This is a genomic window from Nocardioides zeae (genome assembly GCF_010686755.1).
In the GTDB taxonomy this organism is placed as follows: Bacteria; Actinomycetota; Actinomycetes; order Propionibacteriales; family Nocardioidaceae; genus Nocardioides; species Nocardioides zeae.
Genome location: NZ_JAAGXA010000006.1, coordinates 58677 through 84430, shown reverse-complemented (window position 1 = coordinate 84430; position 25754 = coordinate 58677). Strand labels below are relative to the sequence as shown.

General features: G+C 74.7%; 27 protein-coding genes. 7 read left to right on the top strand and 20 right to left on the bottom strand.

Translation table 11 applies throughout. The annotated features are described in order from the left end of the window. Window positions 1–46: 46 nt before the first annotated feature. Window positions 47–679 carry an MBL fold metallo-hydrolase gene (locus G3T38_RS10015; RefSeq protein WP_163772165.1) on the bottom strand — a complete coding sequence of 211 codons (633 nt, stop codon included), beginning with the start codon at window positions 677–679 and terminating at the stop codon, window positions 47–49. Then, a complete protein-coding gene (locus G3T38_RS10010) occupies window positions 679–1785 on the bottom strand; it encodes an S-(hydroxymethyl)mycothiol dehydrogenase (protein ID WP_163772164.1) in 1107 nt (368 codons plus the stop codon). Before G3T38_RS10010 ends, G3T38_RS10015 begins: the two co-directional genes overlap by 1 nt. A 107-nt stretch (window positions 1786–1892) precedes the next feature. Here G3T38_RS10010 and G3T38_RS10005 point away from each other — a divergent pair, with 107 nt between their 5' ends. Together G3T38_RS10005 and G3T38_RS10000 are read left to right on the top strand one after the other, a co-directional pair. Continuing rightward, window positions 1893–2435: a SigE family RNA polymerase sigma factor gene (locus tag G3T38_RS10005; RefSeq protein WP_163772163.1), complete on the top strand. Its 543-nt coding sequence runs from the start codon at window positions 1893–1895 to the stop codon at window positions 2433–2435. Beyond that, the gene (locus G3T38_RS10000) at window positions 2432–3736 is read left to right on the top strand and encodes a hypothetical protein (RefSeq protein WP_163772162.1); all 1305 of its coding nucleotides are present in this window, start codon (window positions 2432–2434) and stop codon (window positions 3734–3736) included. Before G3T38_RS10005 ends, G3T38_RS10000 begins: the two co-directional genes overlap by 4 nt. A gap of 18 nt (window positions 3737–3754) precedes the next feature. Here the strand turns inward: G3T38_RS10000 and tsaD are convergent, their stop codons facing one another. Beyond that, on the bottom strand, window positions 3755–4798 hold the full coding sequence (tsaD, locus tag G3T38_RS09995) for a tRNA (adenosine(37)-N6)-threonylcarbamoyltransferase complex transferase subunit TsaD (protein ID WP_163772161.1): 1044 nt from the start codon (window positions 4796–4798) through the stop codon (window positions 3755–3757). A 259-nt stretch (window positions 4799–5057) separates the two neighbouring features. Here tsaD and G3T38_RS09990 point away from each other — a divergent pair, with 259 nt between their 5' ends. Beyond that, the gene (locus G3T38_RS09990) at window positions 5058–5405 is read left to right on the top strand and encodes a hypothetical protein (protein ID WP_163772160.1); all 348 of its coding nucleotides are present in this window, start codon (window positions 5058–5060) and stop codon (window positions 5403–5405) included. A gap of 944 nt (window positions 5406–6349) precedes the next feature. Here G3T38_RS09990 and yidD read toward each other — a convergent pair. The 9 genes from yidD to glnT are packed head-to-tail and all read right to left on the bottom strand — an operon-like array spanning window position 6350 to window position 14729. Continuing rightward, a complete protein-coding gene (gene yidD / locus G3T38_RS22620) occupies window positions 6350–6775 on the bottom strand; it encodes a membrane protein insertion efficiency factor YidD (RefSeq protein ID WP_163772159.1) in 426 nt (141 codons plus the stop codon). A gap of 23 nt (window positions 6776–6798) precedes the next feature. After that, the gene (locus G3T38_RS09980) at window positions 6799–7458 is read right to left on the bottom strand and encodes a helix-turn-helix domain-containing protein (RefSeq protein WP_163772158.1); all 660 of its coding nucleotides are present in this window, start codon (window positions 7456–7458) and stop codon (window positions 6799–6801) included. 9 nt (window positions 7459–7467) lie between these two features. Next, a complete protein-coding gene (locus tag G3T38_RS21190) occupies window positions 7468–8727 on the bottom strand; it encodes an allantoate amidohydrolase (RefSeq protein ID WP_338037579.1) in 1260 nt (419 codons plus the stop codon). Further along, entirely contained in the window at window positions 8724–9854 is a 1131-nt protein-coding gene (locus G3T38_RS21185; RefSeq protein WP_338037578.1) for an FAD-dependent oxidoreductase, read from the bottom strand. The genes G3T38_RS21190 and G3T38_RS21185 overlap by 4 nt, the downstream gene beginning before the upstream one ends. A gap of 33 nt (window positions 9855–9887) precedes the next feature. Then, a complete protein-coding gene (locus tag G3T38_RS09970) occupies window positions 9888–10310 on the bottom strand; it encodes a HutD family protein (protein WP_163772157.1) in 423 nt (140 codons plus the stop codon). A 47-nt stretch (window positions 10311–10357) separates the two neighbouring features. After that, window positions 10358–11707, bottom strand: coding sequence for an FMN-binding glutamate synthase family protein (locus G3T38_RS09965; protein WP_163772156.1), 1350 nt, complete (start codon window positions 11705–11707; stop codon window positions 10358–10360). 13 nt (window positions 11708–11720) lie between these two features. Beyond that, the gene (locus G3T38_RS09960) at window positions 11721–12443 is read right to left on the bottom strand and encodes a protein glxC (protein ID WP_163772155.1); all 723 of its coding nucleotides are present in this window, start codon (window positions 12441–12443) and stop codon (window positions 11721–11723) included. Further along, window positions 12431–13360 carry a class II glutamine amidotransferase domain-containing protein gene (locus tag G3T38_RS09955; RefSeq protein WP_163772154.1) on the bottom strand — a complete coding sequence of 310 codons (930 nt, stop codon included), beginning with the start codon at window positions 13358–13360 and terminating at the stop codon, window positions 12431–12433. The genes G3T38_RS09960 and G3T38_RS09955 overlap by 13 nt, the downstream gene beginning before the upstream one ends. 46 nt (window positions 13361–13406) lie before the next feature. Then, the gene (gene glnT / locus G3T38_RS09950; protein WP_163772153.1) at window positions 13407–14729 is read right to left on the bottom strand and encodes a type III glutamate--ammonia ligase; all 1323 of its coding nucleotides are present in this window, start codon (window positions 14727–14729) and stop codon (window positions 13407–13409) included. 143 nt (window positions 14730–14872) lie between these two features. Between glnT and G3T38_RS22215 the strand changes: the two genes are divergently transcribed. Continuing rightward, a complete protein-coding gene (locus tag G3T38_RS22215) occupies window positions 14873–15097 on the top strand; it encodes a DUF3099 domain-containing protein (protein WP_338037577.1) in 225 nt (74 codons plus the stop codon). Window position 15098: 1 nt separating this feature from the next. Here the strand turns inward: G3T38_RS22215 and G3T38_RS09940 are convergent, their stop codons facing one another. From G3T38_RS09940 to G3T38_RS09905, 8 genes are all read right to left on the bottom strand, one after another. Beyond that, window positions 15099–16463: a PepSY-associated TM helix domain-containing protein gene (locus tag G3T38_RS09940; RefSeq protein ID WP_174267840.1), complete on the bottom strand. Its 1365-nt coding sequence runs from the start codon at window positions 16461–16463 to the stop codon at window positions 15099–15101. Window positions 16464–16552: 89 nt separating this feature from the next. After that, entirely contained in the window at window positions 16553–17104 is a 552-nt protein-coding gene (locus G3T38_RS09935) for a hypothetical protein (RefSeq protein ID WP_163772152.1), read from the bottom strand. 30 nt (window positions 17105–17134) lie between these two features. Then, the gene (locus G3T38_RS09930) at window positions 17135–17962 is read right to left on the bottom strand and encodes an ABC transporter ATP-binding protein (RefSeq protein ID WP_163772151.1); all 828 of its coding nucleotides are present in this window, start codon (window positions 17960–17962) and stop codon (window positions 17135–17137) included. 13 nt (window positions 17963–17975) lie between these two features. After that, complete coding sequence (locus G3T38_RS09925; protein ID WP_163772150.1) at window positions 17976–19061, bottom strand: iron chelate uptake ABC transporter family permease subunit; 1086 nt, start codon at window positions 19059–19061, stop codon at window positions 17976–17978. Further along, window positions 19058–20107, bottom strand: coding sequence for a FecCD family ABC transporter permease (locus G3T38_RS09920; protein WP_163772149.1), 1050 nt, complete (start codon window positions 20105–20107; stop codon window positions 19058–19060). Before G3T38_RS09920 ends, G3T38_RS09925 begins: the two co-directional genes overlap by 4 nt. Before the next feature lie 36 nt (window positions 20108–20143). Next, window positions 20144–20674: a 2'-5' RNA ligase family protein gene (locus G3T38_RS09915; protein ID WP_163772148.1), complete on the bottom strand. Its 531-nt coding sequence runs from the start codon at window positions 20672–20674 to the stop codon at window positions 20144–20146. 25 nt (window positions 20675–20699) lie between these two features. Next, on the bottom strand, window positions 20700–21065 hold the full coding sequence (locus G3T38_RS09910; RefSeq protein ID WP_163772147.1) for a hypothetical protein: 366 nt from the start codon (window positions 21063–21065) through the stop codon (window positions 20700–20702). Then, window positions 21062–21571: a pyridoxamine 5'-phosphate oxidase family protein gene (locus tag G3T38_RS09905; protein WP_163772146.1), complete on the bottom strand. Its 510-nt coding sequence runs from the start codon at window positions 21569–21571 to the stop codon at window positions 21062–21064. Before G3T38_RS09905 ends, G3T38_RS09910 begins: the two co-directional genes overlap by 4 nt. Before the next feature lie 95 nt (window positions 21572–21666). On the opposite strand from G3T38_RS09905, the gene G3T38_RS09900 reads away from it, so the two are divergent. From G3T38_RS09900 to G3T38_RS09890, 3 genes are read left to right on the top strand one after another with little or no spacing between them, the layout of a single operon-like run. Then, window positions 21667–23067: an SWIM zinc finger family protein gene (locus G3T38_RS09900; protein ID WP_174267839.1), complete on the top strand. Its 1401-nt coding sequence runs from the start codon at window positions 21667–21669 to the stop codon at window positions 23065–23067. Then, the gene (locus G3T38_RS09895; RefSeq protein WP_163772145.1) at window positions 23064–24620 is read left to right on the top strand and encodes a DUF5691 domain-containing protein; all 1557 of its coding nucleotides are present in this window, start codon (window positions 23064–23066) and stop codon (window positions 24618–24620) included. The genes G3T38_RS09900 and G3T38_RS09895 overlap by 4 nt, the downstream gene beginning before the upstream one ends. Further along, complete coding sequence (locus G3T38_RS09890; RefSeq protein ID WP_163772144.1) at window positions 24617–25744, top strand: ATP-binding protein; 1128 nt, start codon at window positions 24617–24619, stop codon at window positions 25742–25744. Before G3T38_RS09895 ends, G3T38_RS09890 begins: the two co-directional genes overlap by 4 nt. Window positions 25745–25754 lie beyond the last annotated feature (10 nt).

Genomic DNA, 25754 nt, shown 5'->3' with positions numbered 1-25754 from the left:
TCGGTCACGTCGCCCACCATAGACGGGCGACGGACCGAGCGCTCGGTCAGGTGAGGTTGGCCCTCTCCGCGGCGATGGTCGTGTCGTCACCGTGCCCGGTGTGGACGACCGTGTCCTCGGGCAGGGCGAAGAGCCGCGCCTTGATCGAGGCCTCGATGGTCGGACGGTCGGAGTAGGACCGGCCGGTCGCACCCGGGCCGCCGTTGAAGAGCGTGTCGCCGGTGAAGACGACGCCCAGCTCGGGGGCGTGGAGGCAGACCGCACCCGGGGCGTGACCGGGGGTGTGGAGCACGGTGAGGGTCGTGCCGCCCACCGCGATCTCCTGGCCGTCGGACAGGTCGACGTCCCACAGCTCGTCGGGGTGCGTGAGCTCCCACAGCGGCCGGTCGTCGGGGTGCAGCAGGATCGGCGCGCTCGTGCGCTTGCGCAGCTCGGGCGCCACCCGCACGTGGTCGTCGTGGGCGTGGGTGCACACGATGGCCTTGACCCTGCGGTCCCCCACGATCCCGAGGATGGCGTCGACGTCGTGCGGGGCGTCGATGACCACCACCTCGGCGTCGTCGCCGACGACCCAGATGTTGTTGTCGACGTCGAACGTCTCCCCGTCGAGGCTGAACGTGCCCGCGACGACGCCGTGGTCGACGCGCGCTCCTCCCGCCGCGTGGTGGGTGCTCGCCATCAGAGGACCACCACGCTGCGCAGGACCTCGCCGTGGTGCATCTTCGCGAAGGCGGCCTCCACGTCCTCGATGCCGATCTCCTCGGTCACGAACGCGTCCAGGTCCAGACGCCCCTGCCGGTAGAGGTCGACCAGCATCGGGAAGTCGCGGTTCGGCAGGCAGTCGCCGTACCACGACGACTTCAGCGACCCGCCCCGACCGAACACGTCGATCAGCGGGATCTCCGGGACCTTCATGTCGGGCGTGGGGACACCGACGAGGACCACCGTGCCGGCCAGGTCGCGGGCGTAGAACGCCTGCTTCCACGTCTCCGGGCGACCCACGGCCTCGATCACCACGTCCGCGCCGTCCGCGCCCTCGTGGCCCGCGGCTGCGCCCGCGATCGCCTTGATCGCCTCGACCGGGTCGGTCTCCTTCGAGTTCACCGTGTGGGTCGCGCCCAGCTTCTTCGCGCCCTCGAGCTTCTTGTCGTCGATGTCGACCGCGATGATCGTGCCGGCACCCGCCAGGGCTGCGCCCGCGATCGCCGCCACCCCGACGCCACCGCACCCGATGACGGCGACGACGTCGCCGCGGGACACGTTCCCGGTGTTGATCGCCGCGCCGATCCCGGCCATCACGCCGCAGCCCAGCAGGCCCACCGCTGCCGGACGGGCCTCCGGGTCGACCTTCGTGCACTGGCCCGCCGCCACCAGCGTCTTCTCGGCGAACGCGCCGATACCCAGGGCCGGGGACAGCGGCGTACCGTCCGCCAGCGTCATCCTCTGCGTCGCGTTGTGGGTGTTGAAGCAGTACTGCGGCTCCCCGCGGTCGCACGCACGGCACTCCCCGCACACCGCGCGCCAGTTCAGCACCACGAAGTCGCCCGGGGCGACCGTCGTGACGTCCTCGCCGACGGCCTCGACCACACCCGCGGCCTCGTGGCCGAGCAGGAACGGGAACTCGTCGTTGATCCCACCCTCGCGGTAGTGCAGGTCGGTGTGGCACACCCCGCACGCCTGCACCTTCACCAGCGCCTCGCCCGGCCCCGGGTCCGGCACCAGGATCGTCTCCAGGCTCACCGGCTCCCCGACCGACTTCGCGACGACTGCCTTGACCTCGTGCATGTGGGACTCCCTCTCCTGGAGCTCGTGGACCTGACCCGAACCATTGTCCCCGATGCAACCGATCCGAGGACGCTCGCGTCTTGGTCGCGGAAGGATGGAGGTGAGAGATGACGACCCCAGGAGCGACGTTGACGACGCCCCGGCGACGCAGCCGCGACGACGAGTTCGCGGACTACATGGCGGTGCGCCAGGCGAGCCTGCTGCGCACCGCGTACCTGCTCTGCGGCGACCGGCACACCGCCGAGGACCTCGTGCAGACCACGCTCGCGAAGCTGTACCTCGCGTGGGACAAGGTCGAGGCGCAGACGTCGCTCGACGGCTACGCGCGACGGATCCTCGTCAACGAGCACAACTCGCTGTGGCGGCGCGCGTGGAAGAAGCGCGAGTCCAGCACCGACGAGGTGCCCGACACCGTGCAGCACCGCGACGACTACGACGACGGCACCGCCGGGCGGCTGTGGGACTTCGTGCAGACCCTGCCCCGCAAGCAGCGTGCGGTGATCGTGCTGCGCTACTACGAGGGCCTCAGCGAGGCCGAGATCGCCACCACCCTCGGGATCTCCCCGGGGACCGTGAAGTCGCAGGCCAGCCGCGCCCTCGCGGCCTTGCGCGACCGGACCCCCTCCCACCTCCGAGAGGAGCAGCGATGACGAACGACCTGGACGAGGCGCTCACCCGCACCCTGCGCGAGCACGCCGGGGACGCCGGTACGCCGCGGCTCGACCTCGACGCCGTACGCGGCCGCGCCCGCCGGATCCGGCGCACGCGCACCGCCCTGGTGGGGGCGGGAGCCGCCGCCGTCGTGCTCGCCGTCGTCGCGCCGTTGGGGCTGCTCGGCGGAGGATCCAGCGACCGGTCGGTCGACCCGGCGACGAGTGGTACGGCGAGCGCCGATATCCCCGTCGAGCGGGGGGGCACCCTGACCCTCGACCTGGATGACCTCGCCGAGGGCTCCTCGTCCCGGGCACCGTACGCCCTCGGGGGTGTCCTGCACCTGGCGCCGGGGGTCACCTGGGACCTTCCCGGGGGCAGCGGGGCGCAGCTCGGCGCCGTAGTACCCGTCAGCGACGGGTGGTTGGCCACGGTCGCGGACGTCGAGGTGGGTGCGTTCACCCTCTACCGTCTCGACTCCCAAGGCTCGCTCGTCGAGGAGGTGAGCGGTCCCTCCGTGGACGGCCGCACGGTCAGTGACGCGCTGGCGGTGGACGCTGCGACCGGCCGGGTCGCATGGGTCGAGTACGACCTCGACCCGCTCGCAGACCTCCCGAGCCCGGTGGCCGCGACCCTGGTGACCGCCGGCCGCGACGGAACCGAGCTCGGCCGGACCGACCTCCCTGTGAACGACACCTTCGCGCCCAGCTCCCGGCCACTCGGCTTCACGAGCGCAGGCGTGCTGGTCAACATGACCGACTCGATGGGCGAGGACCGCACCCTGCTCGCAGGATTCGACGGTACGGCGGAGACCGTCGCCGACCGCGCCACCGAAGGCGTGTCGCCCGGCGGCGACGTCGTGCGACGGACCGGCGCCGTCGGTCAGGGCGACGAAGCATGCAGCGGCGTGTTCGGCCCGGACGGCAAGGCGCTCGCGTGGTCGACGTCCACGTGCACCGCCAGCTACGGGAGGTACAGCCCGGATGGCCAGCTGCTTCTGCGCGGGCCGGTCGAGGAGCCCGTCGTCGGCGACGGGCAGGTCGACGCCGTGATCGATCCCGCCACCGGCGACGTCGTCGTAGCGCTCGCCGGCGCGGGGCCGGACGACCGGGTCTACGCCGGCGCTTGGGAGTCGGCCACGTCCCTGGTGGTGGCCGTGCAGAAGAGCGACGACCTGGAGACGCCCGCTCGGTACGCCCTGGTTCGGGTCGACGTCGCCGCGGGCCGCGCGGAACTCGCCTCCGCGATCGTGGACTACGACCCGCAGCAGACTGGGTACACGCCCTTCACCCTCCGGTGACTCAGGCCGCCGGCTCCCTCAGACCAGCACGCTCGTGACGGGCTGGGAGGAGTCGGCGGGCAGGTCGAGCGCGGAGGGGGTGCGCCCGCGGGCCACCATCTCCGCGCCGAGCGCCGCGACCATCGCGCCGTTGTCGGTGCACAGGCCGGGGCGCGGGATCCGGACACGTACGCCGACGCGCTCGGCCCGCTCCAGCACCATCGCCCGCAGGCGGGAGTTGGCCGCGACGCCGCCACCCAGGAGGAGGTCCTCGATCCCCTCCGCGGTGGCGGCGTCGAGCGCCTTGCGGACGAGGACGTCGCAGACGGCCTCCTGGAAGCTCGCGGCGACGTCGGGCACGGAGACGGGCTCGCCGGAGCGCTCACGGGCCTCGACCCAGCGGGCGACCGCGGTCTTGAGGCCCGAGAACGAGAAGTCGAACCGGTGGCGCTCGAGATCACGGCGGGTCGTGAGGCCGCGGGGGAAGTCGATGGTGATCGCGCCGTCGCGTGCCGCGCGGTCGACGTGCGGACCACCCGGGAACGGCAGGCCGAGCAGCCGGGCGACCTTGTCGAAGGCCTCCCCCGCGGCGTCGTCGATGGTGGCGCCCATCGGGTCGACGCCGAGGGTCAGGTCGGTGACCTTGAGCAGGCTCGAGTGGCCGCCCGAGACGAGCATGGCGATGCACGGCTCGGGCAGCGGCCCGTGCTCGAGCTGGTCGACGGCGACGTGGGCCGCGAGGTGGTTGACGCCGTACAGCGGCTTCCCCAGCCCGAGGGCGAGCGCCTTGGCGCTCGCCACGCCGACCAGGAGCGCGCCCGCGAGGCCGGGGCCGCTCGTCACGGCGATGGCGTCGACGTCGCTCGGGCGGATACCCGCCGTCGCGCACGCGCGCTCGATCGTCGGGACCATCGCCTCGAGGTGGGCGCGGCTGGCGACCTCCGGGACGACGCCGCCGAACCGCGCGTGCTCCTCGACGCTGCTCGCCACGGTGTCGGCCAGCAGCGTCGTGCCGCGGACGATCCCGACGCCCGTCTCGTCGCACGAGGTCTCGATGCCGAGGACGAGGGGTTCGGTGCTCACGGGTCGGATTGTTCCAGAGGCGGTCTGGCCGCGAAGGCGAGGTGGAGGCGGGCCTCCATCTCGGAGCAGGGGTGGGTGCCGCTCGGGCCGGTGGTGAAGCCGAGGCCGTGGGGGGGGTGAGCCAGACGTAGTGGCCGGGTGCTCTCTGTCTTGCTTGGTAGCCGGCGTGGGTCTTCCAGCGGTGGTTGCGGCGGGCGAGGGGGCCGGAGTTGTGGGTGCCGGTCTGTTGTCCTGCCTTGCCGGGATCGAAGGGGGTGGGGTGGTCGTAGTCGACGTGGCGGCTGGTGGAGGTGGCGTAGGGCCAGTAGTCGCCGCCGGTGATGAGGTGCACCCGTTCCTTGAGGGCTTCGGGGTGTTCGTAGGCGGTGGTGCGGACGGCGTCGGCCAGGTCGATGACCGGCTTGACGGTCACGTTCGTGGTGGCCAGCAGTCGTTGGAGGGCGCCGAGGGTGCGGGGTCCGAGGTCTTCGACACGGGCGACGCCCTGGGCGCCCAGCAACGTCGCCTCGTGCAGGTGGACGTAGAGGACCGTCTTCGGGCGCAGCTTGGTCAGGTCGGTGCGGCGCAGCTGGTCGAGGAGGTCGCTCGGGAACGCGGTGGCCCGTGAGGGCTCGAGGGGTTCATCGTCGGTGACCGGCTCGGCAGTCCCAGCGGGGGCAGCGGCCTCATGCGCGACGAGGAGGGCGAGGAGCTCGGCGGGACGGGCGAGATAGCCCAGGGCGATGGCCCGGACCTCATCGGCGGTGGCGTCGGGGTGGCCCGGGGTGATGATCTCCGCGACCCGGGTGACGGTGGCCTGCACCCACGCGGCATCCCCGGCATCGAGGCGGGCGATCAACGTCCGCAGCCCGTACTCGTCGCTCCGGCCGAGCCCGACGTAACGCCGCCGCTTCTCTTCCTCGACGTGCTGCTCGTGCAGGGCAGGGTCGGCCTCGATCACCTTGCCCTCGGCCACGGTCAGCACCCGACCCGGTGCCTCGGTCGCGATCATCCGCGCCACCGCAGCGTCGACGACCCCGACCACCGCACCCGGCAGGTGCCGCGACATCCGGGCGACTTTCCGCGCGACGTACACCTCCGCGCCACCCTCCCGCACCACCGCCCACGTCAACGGCAGGCGGTGCTGCAGGTCCAGCACGTCGGCCAGGGCGTTGATCGTCGCCGCCACACCCGAGCTCCGCGCGAGCGCGATCTCGCCCAGCGCGTGGTCCTGCACCCGCGGCGTACCCTCCCCACCCACAGTCACCAGCGGGTTCCGCAGACGGGTCGACTCGCCCGAGTGGACCGCCGCCCAGGCGCTGATCACCTCCAGGTCACGCACCTCCGCCAGGCGGCGGGCGCGCACCGCCTCAGCGGCTGCATCCAACAGCCCACGAGGCGAAAGGTGATCGAACATATGTGCGATTCTACCTGTGCCGACCGACCCCCGCCACTGCGAATCCACAGGCCCAACGTCGCCGCGGCGTACGTGACAACTCGACGACCCCGCACCACGCCGTCCCTGACAACTCGACACCCAAACCGCGGCGTACGACCGAGCTCGACGCAGGATCAGCAGGGGCGGGCCGCGCGGCAGGCGCGGAGGCGGCGGACGACACGGATGCCGCCGCCGAGGAGGCCGTGGGCGGAGATCGCCTGAAGGCCGTAGCGCGAGCAGGACGGGCTCAGGTTGCACACCGGCTCGGGCCGACCGGCGGAGACGTTCACCTGGTAGGACCGCACCGCCCGCGACGCCAGGCGCGCGCCCACCGTGGACGGACGCACCGTGTGGGGGTCGACGGCGCTCGCGCGGAACATCCCGAGGAGCGCCTGGAGCAGCACCGTCAGGGCCAGGAACGAGAAGCAGTCGGCGTCGCAGCAGTCGCCGCAGTCGGGGCTGCAGTCCCGCTTCTTCTTGCCGGGCCGGGCTCGTTTCCCTCGCGGCTGCTGCTGCCGCTGCTTGCGCCGCCTCTGGTCCCACCACCGCACGATGTTCACCGCGCCTCCCTTCCCCGGCAGGCTCACAACGAAGCCTCCGGGAACGCGATCACCGACAGGAACCGGATGGGCAGCTCGACGAGCTCGACGGGGCCGTGCGCGCCCTCGCCGTCCATCTGGAGCGAGTCGCCGGGGTGCAGCCGGTAGACCGAGCGCGAGTGCGAGTAGTCCATGACGCCCTCGAGCATGAAGATGAACTCGGTGCCCGGGTGCTGGAAGAGCGGGTAGGTCTCGCTCTTCTCCGTGAGCGTCACGTGGAGGCACTCGAGGCGCTTGTGCTCGCCGCGCAGGGAGCCCAGCAGCTCGTACTCGTGTCCCTCCTTCGTGCCCGCCCGCACGATCCGGGCGCCCGTGCCGGCCGCGACGAACGCCGCCGGACGCTCGGCGTCGGCGCCACGGAAGAGGGAGGTGACCGGTACGTCGAGGCCGACGGCCAGCCGCGCCAGCGTCGAGAGGCTGCACGAGGTCTGGGCGTTCTCGATCTTCGACAGCATCGCCTTCGAGATGCCGACCTTCTCGGCCGTCTCGCCCACGGACAGGCCCTGCTGGGTGCGCAGGCTCCGCACGTTGCGCGCGATCGCCTCCTCCAGCTCCAGCTCCTCGAGCGGGTCCTCGGGGCGTCGCTCCCGCGCCGTACCGGCCCGGTTGCGCAGGAGTGCGGCGTCGTTCTCCTCGGTGGACACGCGTGAACCCTAGGAGACGCCCACCGGCTCCCGCAGCAGGCGCTCCAGCACGTCGGCGAGCGCCGCCGCGCCGGCCTCGGCGTCGCCGTCCTCGCACGCCTCCTCCGGTGAGTGCGACACGCCCGTGGGATTCCGGGTGAAGAGCATGGCCGTCGGGATCGCGGCGGCGAGCACGCCGGCGTCGTGGCCCGCGCCGGTGTCGAGCACCGGCGCCTCCGGCAGCACCTGCGCCAGACGGCCCGACAGGTCGGCGTCGAAGCTGACCGTGCCGCCGTACGACTCCTCCGTCAGCGTCACCGCGCACCCCTGGGCCTCGGCCAGGCGGGACGCCTGCCGCTCGATCTCCGCCACCACGGCGGCCGTCACGGCGTCGTCGGGGTGCCGCGCGTCGAGCCACAGGTCGACGCGGGAGGCGATGACGTTGGTGCCCCCGGGCACCGGTACGACGCGGCCGACCGTCGCCCGGGCCTCGGCGTGCGCCACGGCGGCGTCGCGGGCGGCGAGCACGATCCCCGCGGCCACCACCATCGGGTCGCGCCGGTCGGGCATCCGCGTCGTGCCGGCGTGGTTGCCCTCGCCGGTCACGGAGAAGCGCCACCGGCCGTGGCCCAGGATGGACGAGCCGATCGCGACGGGCTGCCCGAGGTCGACCAACCCGCGCCCCTGCTCCACGTGCAGCTCCACGAACGCGTCGATCCCGGCGAGCCGGGCGGGGTCGGGCCCGATCCGGTCGACGTCGAGACCCGCGCCGGCCGCGACCTCCGCGAACGTGCGGCCGTCGGCGTCACGCAGGCCGCGCGCCCGGTCGGGGTCGATCGCGCCGGCGAGCAGCCGCGAGCCGAGGCAGGCGACGCCGAACCGTGCACCCTCCTCCTCCGGGAACGCCACGACGGCCAGGGGCCGCTCGGTGCGCACGCCCCGGGCATCGAGCAGGTCGACCGCGGCCAGCGCCGAGGCGACGCCCAGCGGACCGTCGAAGGCTCCCCCGCCCGGCACGGAGTCGAGGTGGCTGCCGGTGACGATCGCGTGCGGCGAGCCGGCGCCACCACCCGGTCCCGTGCCCGGGCGCCACGCCCAGATCGCGCCGTTGCGGTCGGTCTCGACCTCGAGCGAGCGCCGTTGCGCCTGCTCGACGAACCACTCGCGCAGCGTCAGCTCGGCGTCCGCGTAGACGAACCGGGACCACCCGCCGCGGGTCGCGTCCCGTCCGACGTCGGCGATCTCGCCGAGCAGCCCGGCGACCGAGGCGGGACCGGAGGCCGCGCTCACGCGGCCACCCCCGCCAGCCGGAAGGCCGGCGGGACCTCGCCGGCGCCGGTGGCCGCGTCGGCGGCCAGGCGCCCGAGGAGCGGCGCGAACTTCGCACCGTGGCCCGAGCAGGGCGACAGGACGGTGATGCCGTCGGCCCCGTCGATGACGAAGTTCTCGTCGGGGGTGTTGGTGAAGAGGCACGTCGTCTCGGCGTACGGCTCCGGTACGAGCCCCGGGAGGTGCTGCCGCACGTAGGCCACGACCCGCTCGCGGTTCGCCGGGTCGATCCGCCCGTCGGAGTGGGCCGCGGACGGGATGGCCGGTCCGCCGTTGTACTCCGCCACCTTCTGGCCCCGGAACCCCGCGTCCCGCCCGCCCGGCAGGCCGTAGACCTGGATCTCGGGGATCTTGTGGATGAAGGTGGGCCAGCCGTCGACCGGCAGCCCGGACCCGTCGTCGACGTAGGGGAAGTGGTAGGCCTGCTCCTTCCGCACCTCGAGGCGCGGCACGCGCCGGGCGAGCGCCTCGGGCAGCGTCGGCAGCAGGTCGGGCAGCCACCCGCCCGCACTGACCACGACGTGGTCGGCGCGCAGCTCGGCGCCGTCCTCCGACACGACGCGGTGACCCGCCCCGTCGGGCACGATCCGCGCCACGGGCCAGCCCGTGAGCACGGTCGCCCCCGCCTCGGCGGCGAGCCGGGCCATGGCGAGCACCGACGACTCCGCGTCGATCACCCCGGCGCCGGGGTGCCACAGCACGTCGGAGTCGAACGCGATCCCGGGCCAGCGCTCCGCGGCCGCGGCCGCGCTCATCAGCTCGTGCTCCACGCCCGCACCGGCCATCACCGTCGCGAGGTGGTCGGGGCGCCGGTCGGCCCCGTGGTCGAGCGAGCCCGTCGGCGTGATGAGCCGCTGCCCGGCGAGGGCCTCGAGCTCGTCCCACGCCTCCCGGGCCTGCACCACCAGTCCGGTGTAGAACGGGTCGGGATAGCCGTAGCGGAAGATCCGCGCCGACCCGTGCGAGCTCCCGTGCTCGTTGGCCGGCGTCGTGCGCTCGACCAGCGTCACCCCGTGCCCGCGCCGCGCCAGCTCCCAGGCCGTCGCCGCGCCCGCCAGGCCCGCTCCCACCACCACGTACGTCGTCACCGACGCTCCCTCCTCGTCCTGCCTCGTCCATCGTCACCGCGCGGTGGCGCTCACCACCACCGCGCGTCCCGCACTGCCCGGCTCCTCGCCCAGCGCCCAGAGGAGCACGTCGTCCGCACCGGGCTCGACCGACGCGAGGTCCACCACCCGCATGCTGCCGGTCGCCCTCCCCCGCGCCAGCACCAGGTTGAGGTTCTGCACCGGCCCGCCCAGCGGACGACCGAGCACGACGGACTCCCCGCGGTAGGCGAGCACCTCGCCGCGGCGTACCGGCTGCTCGGCGCCGTCGACCGTCAGCACCAGGCCCTCGCCGGCGACCACGCAGGAGACCCGGTCCACGCCCGGGAAGGCCGACCACGGCGCCGGGCCGTCGATCGCGGCGACGCTCACGCGCCACGCGCCGCCGGGATCCGCGGCGAGCTCCCGCGTCACGCCGGCGCCGTTGCGCCACGGCACCGCCGGGATCCCGGCGAGGTCGGCGACCCCGAGGCGTCTCGGCCCCGTCAGAACGACGGACCCGGGCGGCCGGGCACCCAGTCCGTGCCGGCCACCGGCACGCGCGCCATGGCGGCCGCCTCGACCGTCAGGGCGACGAGGTCCTCGGGCTCGAGGTGCGTCACGTGCGCCTTGCCGCAGGCCCGCGCGATGGTCTGCGCCTCCATCGTCAGCACCCGCAGGTAGTTGGCGAGGCGGCGGCCGCCCTCGACCGGGTCGAAGCGCGCGGCGAGCTCGTCGTCCTGCGTCGAGATGCCGGCGGGGTCCCGTCCGTCCTGGTAGTCGTCGTAGTAGCCGGCGGCCGAGCCGATGGCCTGGTACTCGGCGTCCCAGCGCGGGTCGTTGTCACCGAGCGCGACGAGCGCCGCGGTGCCGATCGCGACCGCGTCCGCGCCGAGCGCGAGCGCCTTCGCGACGTCGGCGCCGGTGCGGATGCCGCCGGACACGATGAGCTGCACCCCGTCGGGCTTGCGGTGCACGCCCAGCTCCTGCAGCGCCTGGACGGCCTGCGGGATCGCGGCGAGCGTCGGGATGCCGACGTTCTCGATGAACACGTCCTGCGTCGCGGCCGTGCCGCCCTGCATGCCGTCGACGACGACCACGTCGGCGCCGGCGTGCACGGCGAGCTTCACGTCGTAGTAGGGCCGCGAGGCACCCACCTTGACGTAGATCGGCTTCTCCCAGCCCGTGATCTCGCGGAGCTCGGCGATCTTGATGGTGAGGTCGTCGGGACCGGTCCAGTCGGGGTGGCGGCAGGCGCTGCGCTGGTCGATGCCCTGCGGCAGCGTGCGCATGCCCGCGACGCGCTCCGAGATCTTCTGCCCCAGCAGCATGCCGCCGCCGCCGGGCTTCGCGCCCTGGCCGAGCACGATCTCGATGGCGTCGGCCTTGCGGAGGTCGTCGGGGTTCATGCCGTAGCGGCTCGGCAGGTACTGGTAGACGAGGTGCTTGCTCTGCCCCCGCTCCTCCGGCGTCATGCCGCCGTCGCCGGTCGTCGTCGACGTGCCGGCCTCGCTGGCGCCGCGGCCCAGCGCCTCCTTCGCGCGGCCCGAGAGGGCGCCGAAGCTCATGCCCGCGACGGTGACGGGGATGGCCAGCTCGAGCGGGTAGCGCGCGTTGCGCGCCCCCAGCGTCACGTCGGTGCCGCAGCGCTCCCGGTAGCCCTCCAGCGGGTAGCGGCTCATCGAGGCGCCGAGGAACAGCAGGTCGTCGAAGTGCGGCAGCGCGCGCTTCGCGCCGCCGCCGCGGATGTCGTAGATGCCCGTCGTGGCCGCGCGCTGGATGTCGGCGATGGTCGCCGGGTCGAACGTGGCCGAGGGGCGCAGGCCGCGCCGCGCGAGGGTGAGGTCGTCGTGCATGGGAGCCTCCGGTTCAGTACGCCGCGGCGTTGTCGACGTGGAAGTGGTAGAGCGTGCGGGCCGAGCCGTAGCGCGTGTACGACGCGGGGTCGTCGTCCTCGAAGCCGGCCGCCTTGAGCAGGGTCGCCAGCTCCTCGAGGTGCTCGGGGCGCATCTCCTTCGCGACGCAGTCCGCGCCGAGCGACGCGACCGTGCCCCGCACGTAGATCCGCGCCTCGTAGATCGAGTCGCCGAGGGCCTCCCCGGCGTCGCCGCGCACGACGAGGCGCCCGGCCTGCGCCATGAAGGCGCTCATGTGGCCGATCGACCCGCCCACGACGATGTCGACGCCCTTCATGGAGATGCCGCAGCGAGCGGCGGCGTCGCCCTCGACGACGAGGAGGCCGCCGTGGGCCGTCGCCCCGGCCGACTGCGACGCGTTGCCCTTGACGAGCACGGAGCCGCTCATCATGTTCTCGGCGACGCCGACCCCGGCGTTGCCCTCGATGACGACGTCGGCGCGCTGGTTCATGCCCGCGGCGTAGTAGCCCACGTGCCCCGCGACGGTGACCTGCCGCGGCGTGTCCATCCCGACCGCGACGGCGTGCGCCCCGCGGGGGTTGGTCAGCGTGACCGGGGTGTCGACCTCGAGCGCGTCGTGGCCCGCGACCTCGCGGCCCTGGAGCAGGGCGTTGACGGTGCGCAGCGGCACGGCCGCCAGGTCCAGCTCGACGGTGGTGGCGCTCAGCGCGTCCATGCGTAGATCCTCTCGGGCTCGGGCTCGTAGATGCGGGCCTCGGCGATGCCGGGCAGGCCGACGAGGGCGCGGTACTCCGACGCCATCGCGACCCAGTCGTCGTGCTCGGCGATGACGGCCGGCTTGCACGCGATCGCGTCGCGCACGACGGCGAAGGAGTCGCCGTCGGCGACGAGCAGCGTGTAGAAGCCGTCGAACGTGGTGAGCAGCTCCTTGAGGGCCGTCTCGACCGTGTAGCCGGCGGCCAGCCGGTCGGCGACGAAGCGGGCGCCGACCTCGGTGTCGTTCATCGAGTCGAACTCCGCCCCGGCCGCGACCAGGTCGCGCCGGATCGAGGCGTGGTTGGAGAACGAGCCGTTGTGCACGAGGCACTGGTCGGGCCCCACCGCGTAGGGGTGGCAGCCACCCGGCGTCACGGCCGACTCGGTCGCCATGCGGGTGTGGCCGACGCCCTGCCAGCCCTGCGCCGCGGGCAGCCCGTAGGCCTCCGCCAGGTCGCGCGGGTGGCCGACGCCCTTGAGCACGGCGACATCGGCGCCGAAGCCCGCGACGAGCGCCTCGGGGAAGGCCTCCTTCACGGCGCCGCGGAGCCGGTCGAGCTCGGCGTCGCCGCCGGGCACGTGCGCCACCAGGGTGGGGCCGGCGTCGACGACGGCGACGTCCGCGCCGTACGCCGTGGCGAGTGCCCCGGCCACGGCCTCCGCCGCGAGGCCGGAGGTGAGCTCGACGCAGCTCGCGTCGGGCACGAACGAGACGGTCACGTGGCCGGCCGGGGACCAGCGGGGGTCGCCGTAGACGGCGATGCCGGCCGAGTCGGCGCCCCGGTCCTGCATCTCGCAGAGCATGCCGGTGAGCAGCTCACCGAGCCGGGGGGCGAGGGCGGGGTTGCGCAGGTGCAACCCGACGATGCCGCACATGGGCGGGTCCTTTCTCCGAAGTCTTCAGGGGCCGGTCAGGAGCCGGTCAGTAGGCCGTGAGGTAGTGGTCGATCTCCCAGGACGTGACCCGGGAGTGGTAGGCGAAGAACTCGGCGCGCTTGGCCTCGGCGAAGTACGCCGCGACGCGGTGCTCGCCGTCGCTCGCCGCGTCGAGGGCGGCACCCACGACGGGGTCGGCCTCGAGCGCCTCGACGGCGTGGATCAGCGTGCGCGGCAGCGGCGGGCGCACCGTGCCGTTGTCGCCGCCGACGGTGCCGGGGTCGAGGTCGCGCTCGATGCCGTCGAGGCCGGCACCGATCGTGGCCGCGATGGCCAGGTAGGGGTTCGCCGACCCGTCGCCGCCGCGGAGCTCGACGCGGTGGTGGTCGGGGATGCGGATGAAGTGCGTGCGGTCGTTGCCGCCGTAGGTCGGGAAGCTCGGCGCCCAGCTCGCGCCGGACGTCGTGGCGACCGCCCCGGTGCGCTTGTAGGAGTTCACGCTCGGTCCGAGCACGGCCTGCAGCGCGGAGGCGTGCTCGAGGATGCCGGCGGTGAAGGAGTACGCCGTGCCGCTCAGCCCCAGCCCCCGCGTGTCGTCGCCGTCGGGGAACGCGGACTCGCCGTCCTTCCACAGGGACAGGTGGAGGTGGAGGCCCGAGCCGGTGCGGTCGGAGAACGGCTTCGGCATGAAGGTCGCGACCATGCCGCGCTCCTCGGCGAGCATGGAGATGAGGTAGCGCAGCGTCACCACGCGGTCGGCGGTGGTGAGCGCGTCGGCGTACTCGAAGTTCTGCTCGAACTGGCCGTTGCCGTCCTCGTGGTCGTTGGCGTAGTTGCCCCAGCCCAGCTCGTTCATCGCCCGGGACACGGCCGCGAGGTGCTCGTACATCCGCGTGACGCCGCGGGCGTCGTAGCAGGGACGGGCCGCGTTGTCCCCGGGGTCGGCGGTCACGAGCGTGCCGTCGGCCTCGCGGCGCAGGAGGAAGTACTCGACCTCCGCGCCGACGTAGGCCTCGAGGCCCTGCGTCTCCTGCAGCCGGGCCAGCATCGACTTGAGGATCACGCGCGGCGCGAACGGCCACGGCTTGCCGCCGACGTGCGGGTCGCAGTGCACGATCGCCAGGCCCTCCTTGATGAAGGGCACCGGGGTGAAGCTGGCGGGGTCCGGGAGGACCATGAGGTCGGGGTCCTTGGGCTCCTGGCCCATGGAGCCCACGGCGTAGCCAGCGAAGCCGACGCCCTCGGTCTGCAGCTGCTGCACCGCCTCGACGGGCACGAGCTTGGCGCACGGCTTGCCGTTCAGGTCGACGAAGAGCGCCAGGATGAACGTCGTGCCGGCCTTCTCCGCGAGGGTCGCGAGATCGGTCATGGCGGGAACCTCCACTTGTTCACTGCTGTGAATCATTGTCTACGAGGAGTGAACAGCGCAAGCGTTGCGAACGTGTTTCGCGGGAGTCACGGTCCGGGGTCCGTCGGGAGCGGGTCGACGGGCCCCGGGCGTACGGTGGCGGCGTGGCGATCACCGACGGCCGCAAGCGGGCCTACGCGTGGATGATGGGCGCCTGCCTCACGCTCTTCGTGCTGGCGGGCCTCGTGGTGCGGCACTGGTCGACGCCGCTGGCCATCGCGATGTGCGTCGTCGCCGCGCTGCTCCCGCCGGCGGCGGCGATGGTGGCGAACACCGGCGCGCTCGCCGACCACCGCCCGCCGCCCGAGCCCCCGGACCCCGACCGGTGAATCAGTCGGCGCGAGCCCGCGCCGCCAGCGCCAGGTCCACCACGAGGAACGCCAGCAGGCTGAGGCCCAGCAGCGGCAGGAACCAGCCGACGGCGACCGCCACGAGCGCGAGCCCGACGAGGCCGACCGGAGGCGCCGAGCGCCAGGCTCCGCGCCGTACGGGACGGCCCATCGCCCAGCGGTCCCCGCGCGTCGGGCGGCGCAGCCACCACATGCGGTAGCCGCTCACCACCATCACCACGATCGCCAGGCCGAGGCCGAGCAGCGCCACCTGGTTGGCGAGGCCGAACAGCGAGCCCATGTGGACGTCGACGCCCCAGCGGGCGAGCTTCGCCATGAACGGGTAGTCGTCGAACCGCACCACGTCGACGACCTCCCCCGACGCCGGGTCGACGGCCGCGGCGTCGACCTGGACGGGCCAGGAGCGGTCGATCTCGGAGACGACGTACGTCGCCGTGGCGGTGCTCGGCCGCTTGATCTCGACCGCCGCGGTGAGGCCCTCGGTGCGGGCGGCGTCCCAGGCGGCCTGCCACCCGACACCGGGGGCATCCACCCCGGTCGCGTCGCCGGGATCGCTCGGCCCCCCGTGGTGGTGCGCGTGCTCGTCGGCTCCCGCGTGCGGCTCGGTGAGGTCGCTGACGACCGCGGGCGTGGTCCAGTCGAGCGCGGTGCGCAGCTCGGTGACGTGGGTGCCGGCGTGCTGCGACCACGTCAGGCCGGTGGCGGCGAGCCCGAGCAGGCCGACCGCGATCACGGTGCCCACCAGGCCGTGGACGGCACGGGTCCGGGCCCGCCCGGTGCTGCCGCGCACGCGACGGGCGTCGCGGTTGCGCCGCTGCGGCCCGGTCCACCACAGGGCGAGGCCGCCGAGGGCGACGACGGCGAGCCAGGAGGCGGCGAGCTCGGAGTAGAGCCGCCCCGTGTCCCCCAGGTGCAGGCTGCGGTGCAGCTCGCTCACCCAGGTGCGGAGCGGCAGGGAGCCCGACGTGCCGTACGCCGTCAGCTCCCCCTGCGTCTCCCCCGTCACCGGGTCGACGAAGACGGCGCGCGTGCGGGACGTCGCGGCCTCCCCGGCGTCGAACATGACGCGGGTGGTCGCGCCCTCCTCGGGGGCGGGACGCACGGCGACGAGCGGCAGGTCGGGCTCGACCTCCCGGGCGGCGGCGACCTGGGCGTCGAGCGGCAGGGCCGGGCCGCGGGAGTCGGTGGTGAGCACGTCGTCGTACACCACCCTCTCCACCTGCGGCGTCACCGCGTAGAGGGCGCCGCTGACGGCGGCGACGAGCAGGAACGGCGCGATGAGCACGCCGGCGTAGAAGTGCAGGCGCAGCAGGAGCGGACGCCAGGAACGGGTGGGTGGGGTCATGCGGACATGCCTCCTCGGGCACGACGACGGAGCGGCGGGCCGCTCCTCGAGCAGCCCGACCGCGATGGCGCGTCGGTGGCGCGGGCCCCTCAGGCGGGGCGCGCGCCGAGCAGCGGCGGCGCGCGGGCGGGGAGGCGGCGGCGCTCCGCACGGTCGCGGAGGGCGGGGGGCTCAGGAGCCGGTACGACGCGGGCAGCGCCCGGCACCGGCAGGGGGCGTCGGAGCGCGAGGACCGCGACGAGGCGCACCAGGGCGAGGTCGAGCACCGTCCAGAGGGCACGTTCGCCCGCGGCGAGCCAGAGCCCGCCGAGCCCCGCGGCGGCGAGGTGGGCGAGCAGCATGGTGGGGGTGGCGCCGTGGCCCCCGTCGACCCCGTGGTGCGCCGCGTCCGCGGTGCCCATGAGCGCGAGGTGGACGACCGCTTGGCCGAGCACGAGCAGCAGCCCGGCCCGGAGGGCGTCGGTCCGGCGGCCGAGGAGCAGCGCCGCGACGGGCGTGAGCGCCGCGAGCAGCCCGGCGAGCACCGGGAGGCCCGGGAGCGCGCCGCCCGCGAGGGCGTGGCCACCGGCGCCGGCGAGCAGGGCGACCGTCGCGAGCACGCCGCCGCGCACCACGCGCAGGGGCCACCCGATCGACGTCACGGGCGGACATTCTCCACGAGCCGGGCCGGATCAGCCCGCAGCGTCGCCCGTCGGGAGCGGGTAGACCGTCGGCGACCCCACCACCGGGTCGGGCGCCACGACGCAGGGCAGGTCGAAGACCTCCTCGACCAGGGCGGCCGTCAGCACCTCGGCGGGTGCCCCCGTCGTCACCACGTGGCCGCCCTTCATGACGACCAGGTGGTCGGCGTACCGCGCCGCCTGGTTGAGGTCGTGGAGCACCGCGACGATCGTCTTGCCCTGCCCGTGGAGGGTGCGGAGCAGGTCGAGCAGCTGGTACTGGTGCGCGATGTCGAGGAACGTCGTCGGCTCGTCGAGCAGCAGGGTCGACGTCTCCTGCGCGAGCAGCATCGCCACCCAGACCCGCTGGCGCTGGCCGCCGGACAGCTCATCGACGTAGCGCCCGGACAGCACGTCGGTGCGCGTCGCGGCCATCGCGGCCGCGACCGCGGCCTCGTCCTCGGGGCGCCACTGCTGGATGAGGGACTGGTACGGCGCGCGTCCGCGCGCGACGAGGTCCGCGACCCGGATCCCGTCGGGGGCCAGGGAGGTCTGCGGGAGCAGGCCGAGACGCCGGGCGACCTCCTTGGAGCGGTAGCGGGAGACGTCCTTGCCGTCGAGCAGCACCCGGCCCGTGCTGGGGGTGATGATCCGCGCCAGCGAGCGCAGCAGCGTCGACTTCCCGCACGCGTTGGGACCGATGATCGCGGTGAACGAGCCGTCGGGGATGCCGACGGTGAGGTCGCGGGAGATGGTCCGCTTGTCGTAGCCGATCGTGACGTTCTCGGCGGCGAGGCGGTGCCCCTGGGTGGGCGCGCCGGTGTCGGTGGTCGTCGTCATGGTGCGTCCCGTCTCAGGAGGTCGTGGCCTGGCGCCGGGCCTCGCGGACCAGCAGCCAGATCAGGTAGAGCCCGCCGACGCACACGGTGATGAGCCCGACCGGCACCGGCCGGTAGGCGCTCGCGACGACGAGGGAGATGAGGTGGGCGCTCACGAGGAGCGTGGCACCCATGGCCGCGGCGGCGAGCAGGCTGACGCCCGGCGAGCGGGTCAGCCGGCGGGCGAGCTGCGGCGCGACGAGCGCGATGAAGCCGAGGGGGCCGGCGGCCGCGGTGACGAGCGCGGTGGTCGCGACACCGACGACGATGAGCGCGAGCCGCACGAGCCCCACGCGCGTGCCCTGCGTGACCGCCGCGTCGTCGCCCAGCTCGAGGCGGCGCAGCGACGGGGCGAGCGCGGCGGACGCGGCGACGATCACGGCGAAGCCGACGAGCACCGGGACCATCGAGGTCCAGGTGACCCGGGTGATGGAGCCCGCGCCCCAGAAGCCGACGGCCATGGCGTCCTGCAGGTCGGCCCGGGTGATGAGGTAGCTGTTGACCGAGCCGAGCATCGCGGAGACGCCGATGCCGACGATGATCAGCCGGAACCCCTGGACGCCGCGGCGGTAGGCGAGCACGTAGACCACGACGGCCGTGAGGATGCCGCCGACGATGGCCGCGCCGGCCAACGACCAGTAGTCCCGGGTGCCGAGCACGAGGATCGTGACGACCACGGCCGTGTAGGAGCCGGCGTCGAAGCCGATGACGTCGGGCGAGCCGAGCGGGTTGCGGGTGAGCGACTGGAAGATCGCACCGCCGATCCCGAGCACGGCGCCGAAGACCAGGGCCGCGAGCACGACCGGCATCCGCCACTCGAGCACGACGAGACGGTGGAACCGCTCGCCCCCGCCGCCGATGGTGCGCACGACCTCCGCGACGCTCAGCGGGTAGTCGCCGAGGGTGAGCGCGACGATCCCCAGCGCGGCCGCGACGAGGGCCAGGGCGGCGGAGACGGCGACCACCCGCACCGGGAGGCGGAACGAGAAGAACCCACCGCGCAGGGTGCGGGTGGTGTAGCCGAAGTCGACCCGCGCCGTACGGGGCTCCACGGCGCTCACAGCCCGCTCGCCTTCTGGCGGCGGACCAGGGCGATGAGCACCGGGGCACCGATCACGGCCGTCACGATGCCCACCTGGATCTCGCCGGGCCGCCCGAGCACGCGGCCGACGACGTCGGCCACGAGCACGAGGACGGGGGCGGCGACCGCGGAGTAGGCGATGACCCAGCGCTGGTCGGGGCCGGTGAACCAGCGCACCACGTGCGGCACCATGAGGCCGACGAACCCGATGCCGCCGGTCAGCGCGGTGCCACCACCTGCGAGCAGCGTGACCGCGACGATGCCGAGCACGCGGGTGCGCAGGATGTTCGTGCCGAGCGAGGTGGCGAGGTCGTCGCCGAGCGCGACCGCGTTGAGCGCGCCCGACAGGGCCAGCGCCACGACGAGACCCACGGCGAGGAACGGGAGCACGGCGAGCGTGTCGGCGAGGCTGGTGCTGTCGATGGTGCCGACCCCCCAGCTGCGCAGCCGGTCGAAGGTGGTGGGGTCGATGAGGGTGAGGAACTGCTGCACGCCGCCCAGCACCGCGGCGAGCGCGACGCCCGCGAGCACGAGGGTGATCGGCGAGGCGCCGCCCCCGCCGGCCGCACCGATGAGGTAGACGAGGCCCGTCGCGAACGCCGCGCCGACGAAGGCGAACCAGACGTAGCCCGAGACGCTCGCGACGCCGAAGACCCCCACCCCCAGCGTGACGGCGAACCCGGCGCCGGCGTTGACGCCGAGGATCCCGGGGTCGGCGAGCGGGTTGCGGGTGAGCGCCTGGATGAGCGCGCCCGCCACCCCGAAGGCGGCGCCGACGACGATCCCGGCGACCGTGCGCGGGATGCGCAGGTCCCAGACGATGAGCGACGCCTCGGTGCCGTCCTTGGCGAGCAGGCCGTCCCAGACCGCCCCGAGCGGGAGCGGGTTCGCCCCGAAGGCGAGGCTCGCCGCCGTCGCGACCGCGAGGGCCGCGAGGAGCACGACGAGCCCGACCGCGCGTCGAGGACCGAGCGACCGCGACGGTCGCTCTCGCGCAGGCGGTGGGGCGAGGACGGCGGTGGTCATGGCGGTCCTTCGGGGCGGGAGCAGAGCGGGCTTAGGTTAGCCTTGCCTGGATCCGATGTCGCGCAGGGTCCGCGTCCCGGGCATCCACCGCCGCAGCCGCACCCCCACGACGTCGTACGGCGCGCCCAGCGCCCCCAGCGCCGGCGCGACCTGGGCGTCGCCGAGCCGGCCCGTCACCGTCAGGTGGGGCACCCACCGGCCCGGGGCCGCCCACGGTGGACCACCCCGTGCCCCGCCCTCCTCGAGCAGCCGCGCCGCCTCGGCGTGGAGCGCCAGCAGCGCCCGGGTGGGTGCGACCACGCGGGCGACGACCCGGCGCCCCGGCGCGCCGAGCACGAGCGGGGCGCCGAGGTGGAGGGTCACCGGGAGGTGCGCCACCAGAGCGTCGAGCAGCGCCTCGGCCGCGGCCGGGACCTCGTCGCGCTCCGCGACCGTCAGGTGGGGCGCGTGGCCGGCGTCGCGGCGTACCCCCGCCCCGGGGACGCCGGCCGCGGCCACGCGGTCCCACTCCTCGCGGACGGCGTGCTCGCCCGCGGCGTCGAGGAGGAGGTCGAGGGAGTCGCGCACCGGGTCGCTCCCGGTGGGTTCCGGGTTAGCCCTTCTTCACGTCCGCCACGAGCACCGACGCGTTGAGAGCCGCCCACGCGAGCGTGACCGCGGTGGCCTTCTTCCGGGCGCCGCCGTCGGACAGCTTCTGGTTGAGCAGCAGGCAGTCGACGACGTCGGAGGTGATGCGCGCGCCGAGCGCCAGGCGCCGCAGCCGCGGGCCGCCCGCGATGCCGGCGCTGCTGATGATCAGGTCGCGGACGCCGTAGGTCGTCGCGAGACCCTCGTACGACGCACGCTCGCCCCCGCGGATCCCGAGCGCGTCGGGCAGGTGGCTGGGCTTGGCGAGGGCGTAGACGCCGTAGGCCGCCGTCGCGGCGGACACCAGGCGGGTGGGGCGGAAGCTGGTCATCGGTCCTCCAGGACGGTCGTCTCGTTCTCTGCGGGGAACTTACCGGGGTCCCCGGTGACGGCGGCCCGGATGCCGCCGACGAGGCGACGCACGCGGGACGACGAGGACTCCCAGTACTCGGCCGTCGCGACGTCCACCTTCAGCAGCGCCAGCGTCGGCGTCTCGAGGCCGTCCGGGAACCACACCTCGAGGGCGGGCGACCACAGCTCGCGGGCCTTGTCCGCGTCGTGGGTGAGCAGCGCCGTGCCGGACAGCGACGTCCAGGCCGCGTGCTTCGGGTCGGCGAAGGAGACGTTCACCTGCGGGTGCTCCCGCACCTCGGCGACCTTCGCGGAGTCGTCGTGGCAGAAGAACCAGAGATCACCGTCGAACTCCACCTCCTGCAACGCCATCGGCCGGCTCACGTGCTTCCCGTCGCTCGTCATCGTGGTGAGCATCGCGATGCGCGCCTGCTCGACGAGCTCGGCGACCTTGGCGGTGCCTCCGTCGGTGTCGTGGTGGGACATCTCTGCTCCGTTCGTGGGGGTCGCCGTGGTGTGGACGGGTGGGGACCGGCCCCGGTACCCCGCAGGTGTCGGTGCGATGCGACAGGATGGCGGCGATGACCACCCCCGAGGCCGCGGACGTCCCCGCCGAGCGCTGGCCGCTCGAGCGGGTGCGTGGCGCCGCGCCCGACGCGGCGTCGCTGGTGGCGGCGCGCAAGCTGACCGCGCCCGGGGCGTGGTCGGACTGCGGCGTCAGCGCGACGCTCGTGTGGGGCAAGTGCCAGGGCTCGGGGAAGGCGCCCTACCAGGTGAGCGTGGACCTCAGCGGCCCCGCGTACCGGTGCTCGTGCCCCAGCCGCAAGTTCCCCTGCAAGCACGCGCTGGCGCTCCTCCTGCGCTGGTCGGCGGGCGACCTCGAGCCCGGTGCCGGCGCTCCCGACGAGGCGGCCGCGTGGGCGCGTCAGCGGGCGGAGCGGGCGGCGTCGCGGGCAGCGGCCGAGGCCGGATCCGGGGCGCCCGTCGACCCGGCGACGCTCGCCGCGCGCGCGGCGGCGGCAGCCCAGCGCCGCGACGAGCGCCTCGCGCGGATGGACGCGGGCATGGAGGACCTCGCGGTCTGGCTCACCGACCTGGCGCGCACGGGGATCGCCGCCGCCCGCCAGCGCGACCTGACCTGGTGGGAGTCCGCCGCCGCGCGGCTGGTGGACGCCCAGCTGCCCGGCGTCGCCGAGGAGGTGCGCGCGCTCGGACGCACCGTCCGCCACCGCTCCGACTGGGCCGAGCACACCGTCGACGTCCTCGGCCGCTGGTGGCTCCTCGTGCGGGCCTGGCGCCGCCGCGCCGACCTCGACGCGGCCACCGCGGCCGACCTCCGCACCGTGGTGGGCTGGGCGTGGGCGACCGACGAGGTGCGGGCGGGTGAGACCGTCGCCGACGTGTGGGCCGTGCTCGGTGCCCACCGCTCGACCGACGGCGGCCTGCTCGAGCAGCGCACCTGGCTCCACGGCGAGCGCTCGGGCCACGTGGTGCAGGTGCTCGACTTCGCGGCGCGGGGCGCTCCGATGCCCGTGGCCCGCACCGTCGGCAGCCGCCTCGATGCCACCCTCGCGCTCTACCCCGGCCACGACCCGCGGCGCGCCCTCCTCGTCACCGAGCCCGTGGCCGCCGGCGAGCTCGACCGCCTCCCCGGGGGCGGCGACCTGGCCGCCGCCCGGGCCCGCCGCACGGCGGCGCTGGCTGCGAACCCCTTCGTACGACGCGTGCCCGCCGTCGTCCGCGACGCCCGGGTGGCCCCGGGCCCGGACGCCGACACCACCGGGGCCGTCACCGTCGTCGACGCCGCGGGCCGCACGGTGCCGGGCGTGGCGACGGGCGCCGACGAGGAGGAGGCCACCGGAGCGGTCTGGTCGTTGCTCGCCCGCACCGGTGGTCGCCCAGCCGACCTCTTCGGCGAGCTGCAGGACGGGGTGCTCCGGGTGCTGGCCGTCGGCACGGGCGACGGGGTGGTGGGGCTGTGAGCGCGCCCGTCACCGTCGAGGACGTCACCGTCGAGGACTGGGCCGACGGCGTCGTGGCCGCCGCGATCCTGGGCAGCGGGCGGCGCGCGGCGCCGGAGCTGCCGGCAGCGCTGGGCGGTCCCGGCCCGGCGGCCGACTCCGGCACCCGGCTCCTCGACGCGGCGACCGTGCTGGCCGCGGTCCGGGCCGTGGGGGCGCCCGACGCTCCCGAGGCCCCGGTGGACGCCCCCGTGCCCGCACCCGCCGACACCCTCGCGCCGCCGCCCCCGCGCGCCCGGCAGCTGCTCGAGCTGCTCCACGCGCGCCCGGCGCCGGTGCCGGCCGCGGAACGGGACGTGCTCGTGGCCCACTGGTTGGCGTGCGCCGCGGCGCGCGGCGTGCGCGTGCCCCACGACCTGCTGCCCACGCTGCTGGAGCGCGCGCGGACGACACCGACGCTCCGGGCCCCGCTGCGGCCCGTGCTCGACGAGCGCGGGCGGTGGCTCGCCGCGCTGCACCCGGGCTGGAGCGCGGTGCTGGCGGACCACCGGGCCGCGGCATCGCCCGCCGGGACCCCGGGCGCCCGCCCCGACCCGGCCGCGTGGCCGCACCTCCCGGCGCCGGCGCGGCTCGCGCTGCTCCTCGACCTGCGCGCGTCGCCCGACCCCGCGGAACGCGCGACCGCGGCCGACCTCGTCGCCTCCACCTGGGCCAACGACCCGGTGAACGAGCGCACCCAGCACCTCGAGGCGCTCGGCAGCGCCCTCGTCGAGACCGACGACGCGCTGCTCGAGCGGGCGCTCGACGACCGGTCGGTGAAGGTGCGCGGGCTGGCGCAGGCGCTGCTCGACGGACTGCCGACGTCGCGACGTGCCCAGCGGATGGCGGAGCGGCTCGCGCCGCTGCTCTCCCGGAGCGGGATCCTCGGCCGGCGCCTCGACGTCGCGACCCCGCCCGATCCCGACGACGCGGGCGTGCGGGACGGGCTCACCCCTCCCCCACGGGGCACCTCGCGCCACGACTGGTGGCTTGGCACGCTGGTGGCCGGGGCGCCGCTCCCGGTGCTGACGTCCGCGTCCGGGGTGGACGAGGCCGCGACGTACCAGCGCCTCCCCGATCCGTTGCGCGCCGCCGTGCGACGCGCGGTGCTGCTGCGGCGCGACGTCGACTGGGCGCGGGCGGTGATCGCCGTCGAGGGGCGTCCGTCGGGGCTGCTGTCGGTGCTGCCGGCCGAGGAACGCACGCAGCACCTCGGCTCCGGCCTCGCCCGCTGCCGCGGGGCCGGCGACCTGCGGGACCTCCGCGACCTGCTCGCCGCCCTGCCCGTGCCCGCCGACCCCGGCCTGGCCCGCGAGGCGGTGGAGGCGCTGCACCGGGTGCCGCCACCGCGGCTCGTGCTGCCGACCGAGACCGTCCACCACCTGCGCGACGCGCTCGTCGACGCGCCGCCCGCCACGCTCGACCGGCTCACCGACCTGGTGCGCACCGACCTGCCCGAGACCACCGGTCGGGCCCTCTCGACCGCCCTCCAGCTCCTGTCCCTCCGACGCTCGATCAGCGAGGCCCTGCGATGACGACGACCCCTGGCAGTCCCGAGACCCCCGAGGTGCTGCGCCCCCACGCCGAGCAGGCGTACGCCGACGAGCTCGCCGCCCTGCGGGCCCACGACGCCGACACGGGCCGGGTGCGGCCGCCGAGCTGGCAGCTGTCGCCGGGGGCGGTGACGACGTACCTGCTGGGCGGCGAGCTGCCGGACGGGACGCACGTGAGCCCGAAGTACGTCGGGTCCCGGCGCCTCGTCGAGATCGCGGTGGCCTCGCTGGCGACCGACCGGGCGCTGCTGCTCCTCGGCGTGCCGGGCACGGCGAAGACGTGGGTGGGCGAGCACCTGGCGGCGGCGATCAGCGGCACCTCGACGCTCGTCGTGCAGGGCACGGCGGGCACGGCGGAGGAGGCGCTGCGCTACGGGTGGAACTACGCGCGGCTGCTCGCCGAGGGCCCCTCGGAGGCGGCGCTCGTGCCGAGCCCGGTGATGCGCGCGATGTGCACCGGGGCGCTCGTGCGCATCGAGGAGCTGACCCGCATCCCGGCCGACGTGCAGGACGCGCTCATCTCGATCCTGTCGGAGAAGACGCTGCCGGTGCCCGAGCTCGACACCGAGGTGCAGGCGCGGCCGGGGTTCAACGTGATCGCCACGGCCAACAACCGCGACAAGGGCGTCAACGACCTCTCCTCGGCGCTCAAGCGGCGCTTCAACACCGTCGTGCTGCCCCTGCCCGACAGCGTGGAGCAGGAGGTGGAGATCGTGCGCAGCCGGGTGTCGGCGCTGGGCCGGTCGCTCGACCTGCCGGCCGACCTCGGCGCCGGTGACGGGGCGCCCAGCGAGATCGAGCGCGTGGTCACGGTGTTCCGCGAGCTGCGGTCGGGCTCGACCCTCGACCGCCGCACGAGCCTGAAGTCCCCGTCGGCGACCCTGTCGACGGCCGAGGCGATCTCGGTGATGACCAACGGGCTGTCGCTCGCGGCGCACTTCGGTGACGGTGTCGTGCGCGCCGCCGACGTCGCCGCGGGACTCGTCGGCGCCGTCGTGAAGGACCCGGTCGCGGACGCGATCGTGTGGCAGGAATACCTCGAGACCGTCGTGCGCGACCGCCCCGCGTGGGCGGACCTCTACCGCGCGTGCCGCGAGCTGGGCTGAGCGTCCCTCC